Raw genomic sequence first — 3169 nt, 5'->3', positions numbered from 1 at the left:
TCTATGTGCGCCTGCTTGACGCCGCCGACGACGGCGCGGACTGGCGCGAGGTGGTTGAAATCCTCTTCGGCATTGATCTGACGAAGGAGCCACAACGCGCCCGGCGCATCCACGACAGCCATCTGGCGCGAGCGCGCTGGATGGCGCGTGCAGGCTACCGTCATCTCTTGCGTCGACCCGGCAACTAGCACCACAGCGCCTGAGGTTCGCGGGTGATGCCGAAGTGGCATCACCCGATGCCCGGCAAGGGTCTTCCGCCAATCGCTACAACCCGGAATCGTTTGGAGGCGGGGTCTACGCGTTGTTTGCGAGGAGCTCTTGGATGAGGCCGGATACGTCGCATTGGCGAGACAATGCCAGCTATGATTATTTCGATACATTACCCATCGAAGGGCTCGCCTGGGAGTGTCTGCGGCGTCACGAACCCTATCAACGGCACTACCAAGCGCTCCTGACCACAAGATCCGAAAAAGCACCCTTCCACCCTGAGGCACAGCGGCAGTGGGGGTTGCGATTTCCCGGCCACGCCGGATTTGTCCGCCTTGGCGCAAGACGTTTTCTGGTCGCCTCACGTCGATCCAGCTGTGGTTTCTCTTGTGCCGGCGCCGGAATTCCTGTCGTCCTTGCGATCGGCGCCGTTGACCGGCATGGGTGTAAGCCGCGACAGTGTGGAAGGACGCCACACTGTCCATAGTGCAGGTGTCGCCACTCAACTTCTGCTTCTGCCGGGTAGTGAGCCGCACGGCCCTTTGGCGGCGTTGATCCCCCTGGATGCAGAAACGTTGGGACGGATCGAAGCACTCACCCGTTTCTGGCGTTCCTTGCAGGGGCGCCCCACACCTTCGGACACGCGGATGACCCCGCAGCAGCGCCGCCGCTTTCGACTGATGATACAGGCCGCTGACGGCCACTCGAATGGCGCGAGCTACCGCGACATTGCGGTCGCGCTTTACGGGTTTAAGCGCGTCGCCGCCGATCCTTGGAAAACCTCCGCGCTGCGCGATGCGGTGATCGGTCTCGTCGAAGGCGCCACCGCCATGATCGGCGGCGGCTATTTGCAGATCCTGCGTCATCGCCGTCGATCCTAGCGGCTCTGGCCGCGCAAAAGGGGTGGAGTTTTAGCCCCCCTCAACTTCCCCATCCCTGACGAAGCTCACTCTCCGCCACCGTGGTCTCCGTCCACCGCTGAACGCCAGCGGCTGCCCAAAACCCCACGGAGGTTCGACCCATGCGACCCGATATCGCCGTTTTGCCGCCGCGCTTCCTGCGCACCAAGGAAGCCGCGGATTTCCTCAGCCTGTCCGCCCGCACGCTCGAAAAGCACCGTACCTATGGCACTGGTCCTTCCTACCGCAAGCTCGGCGGCCGTGTCGTCTATGCCGTCGACGATCTTCAGGCTTGGGCCGAACGCGGCGCTGTCACCTCTACATCCGATCCGCGTGGGTCGGTCCTGCCGGCCAAGCGTCACACGCCGACGCCGCCGACGCATGGCGGACGATACGCACGCTGACCGCGCGCGGATTTCCAAATGGCGGCGCGAAACCAATCCCTTTCGGAGCGCGGGCAACTCGACCTATTCAGGGCGCTGCCTGGCGACTTCGCCCCACGAGATGCGCAGGATCTCATGGCCTATCCGTTCTTCTCCCTCTCCAAGACCCATCGCGTCGCGCCAATCGACTTCACGGCCGGCAACGTCACGATCCGGGTCGAAGCCGTACCCGATCATGGCATGGCGACCATCTGGGACGCCGACATCCTGATCTGGGCCGCGAGCCAGATCGTCGAGGCGCGCGACGCCGGCCTTCGCACCTCGCGCCTGATGGCCGCCACGCCCTATGAGATTCTCACCTTCGTCGGCCGCGGCAAGAGCCTTCGCGACTATCAACGCCTCAAGGCGGCGCTTGATCGGCTGCAGTCGACCACCGTCTCGACGACGATCCGTCAGCTTACCGAAGGCCGGCGTCACCGCTTCTCATGGATCAATGAGTGGCAGGAGCGCATCGATCGCCATGGCAAAGCCGCGGGGATCGAGTTGATCGTCCCCGACTGGTTCTACCAGGCAGTCCTCGATGACGCGCTCGTGCTGACGATCGATCGCGCCTATTTCGACCTGACTGGCGGGCTGGAGCGCTGGCTCTATCGGCTGGTGCGCAAGCATGGCGGACGCCAGCGCGACGGCTGGCGCTTCGACTTCCGTCACCTTCACCAGAAATCCGGCAGCCTGTCGCCCCACAAGCGCTTTGCCTTCGAGCTGCGCGACATTATCCGCCGCCAGCCGCTGCCCGGCTACACGCTCTTCCTCGAAGTGGAGATGGGCGGCCGGACGCTGCTCGCTTTCGAGCGGATCGCCTCCTGTGGAAAGCCTGTGGACGGCATCGTGCTATCGGGAACCGGAACTATCGTGCCATCGGGAACCGCAGGCTCGTGCTATCAGGAACCCAAACGGGGCCTAACCCTAGGAAACCAAAGCCGAAATCGCGTCCTTAACTTAGACTCTAACCCAGAATCTAACCTTGAAGTGCGTACGCGCGATGTGCAGAGGCTCGTCCGGCGAGCCAGCCACGCACTCAGCGTAACCACCAACAAGACCCCGAGCACGTCGACGGTTTCCGGCGATCGCAACACGGCAACCAGCGTCTCCGAAGCCCCCAATCCGCCTCTTGATCCGCGCTCGGGAGCCTCCCGATGATCGCCGCACTCCTCAATCGAAAGAGCCGTGTCGGCAAGGCAACTTTGACGCTGCTTCTCGCCGGTGAATTGACCTGCAAGGGAAATCAGTTCGCGACCTTCGTCGTGCGCCCGACCACCGACATGACGACTCAGGTGCGCGCACGCATCGCCGCTTTCGAGCACGACGTCATCGTCGCCAACACGCTGCGCGCGAGGCTCGCGCGCGCATTTCCCACCGCATCAGGAGAACCGAAATGACTGGCATCGCGGCTCCCCGCATGCGCGGCCCGTTCCCGGCCACGCACCACGCTAGCGACAATCTCATCCATGTCGAACTGACCTGGGTCGAGAAGAGGATCGAGAACTGGATACGGTTCGGCACGCACGCCCACGAACAGATTGTTGATCGTCGCCGGCGCATCCTGTCCTATCGCCCCGGCACGGTCTTCGCGTTCGTTCGCTGGGCCGCGAACGACTTCGGAACGATCATCTCACGCAT

The 3169-nt window shown here is 63.3% G+C and carries 7 protein-coding genes; all 7 read left to right on the top strand.

The features are described from left to right. Positions 1-188 (top strand): DNA -binding domain-containing protein (locus NR193_RS33175; protein ID WP_256754867.1); only part of this gene is annotated, 188 nt, incomplete at its 5' end. Between the two features lie 134 nt (positions 189-322). Further along, positions 323-694: a transcriptional regulator domain-containing protein gene (locus tag NR193_RS33170; RefSeq protein ID WP_256754866.1), complete on the top strand. Its 372-nt coding sequence runs from the start codon at positions 323-325 to the stop codon at positions 692-694. Then, the gene (locus NR193_RS33165) at positions 585-1088 is read left to right on the top strand and encodes a DUF2285 domain-containing protein (protein WP_256754865.1); all 504 of its coding nucleotides are present in this window, start codon (positions 585-587) and stop codon (positions 1086-1088) included. Before NR193_RS33170 ends, NR193_RS33165 begins: the two co-directional genes overlap by 110 nt. Positions 1089-1228: 140 nt before the next feature. After that, positions 1229-1510 (top strand): AlpA family transcriptional regulator, encoded by a 282-nt coding sequence (locus NR193_RS33160; protein WP_023690466.1) that lies wholly within the window; start codon positions 1229-1231, stop codon positions 1508-1510. An 18-nt stretch (positions 1511-1528) separates the two neighbouring features. After that, a complete protein-coding gene (locus tag NR193_RS33155) occupies positions 1529-2689 on the top strand; it encodes a replication initiator protein A (RefSeq protein ID WP_256754864.1) in 1161 nt (386 codons plus the stop codon). Continuing rightward, on the top strand, positions 2686-2928 hold the full coding sequence (locus tag NR193_RS33150; protein ID WP_256754863.1) for a hypothetical protein: 243 nt from the start codon (positions 2686-2688) through the stop codon (positions 2926-2928). Before NR193_RS33155 ends, NR193_RS33150 begins: the two co-directional genes overlap by 4 nt. After that, positions 2925-3169: DUF2840 domain-containing protein (locus NR193_RS33145; RefSeq protein WP_256754861.1), on the top strand; the 245-nt coding region annotated here is incomplete at its 3' end. The genes NR193_RS33150 and NR193_RS33145, both read left to right, overlap by 4 nt.

It is taken from the genome of Mesorhizobium sp. Mes31, assembly GCF_024519675.1.
In the GTDB taxonomy this organism is placed as follows: Bacteria; Pseudomonadota; Alphaproteobacteria; order Rhizobiales; family Rhizobiaceae; genus Mesorhizobium.
The sequence above is the reverse complement of the archived record's forward strand: the minus strand, read 5'-3'. Positions and strand labels throughout refer to the sequence as shown.

Excerpts from the sequence above, each read along its gene's own strand:
- NR193_RS33170 (WP_256754866.1), top strand. The coding sequence starts at position 323 with ATGAGGCCGGATACGTCGCATTGGCGAGACAATGCCAGCTATGATTAT.
- NR193_RS33160 (WP_023690466.1), top strand. The coding sequence starts at position 1,229 with ATGCGACCCGATATCGCCGTTTTGCCGCCGCGCTTCCTGCGCACCAAG.
- NR193_RS33155 (WP_256754864.1), top strand. The coding sequence starts at position 1,529 with ATGGCGGCGCGAAACCAATCCCTTTCGGAGCGCGGGCAACTCGACCTA.
- NR193_RS33150 (WP_256754863.1), top strand. The coding sequence starts at position 2,686 with ATGATCGCCGCACTCCTCAATCGAAAGAGCCGTGTCGGCAAGGCAACT.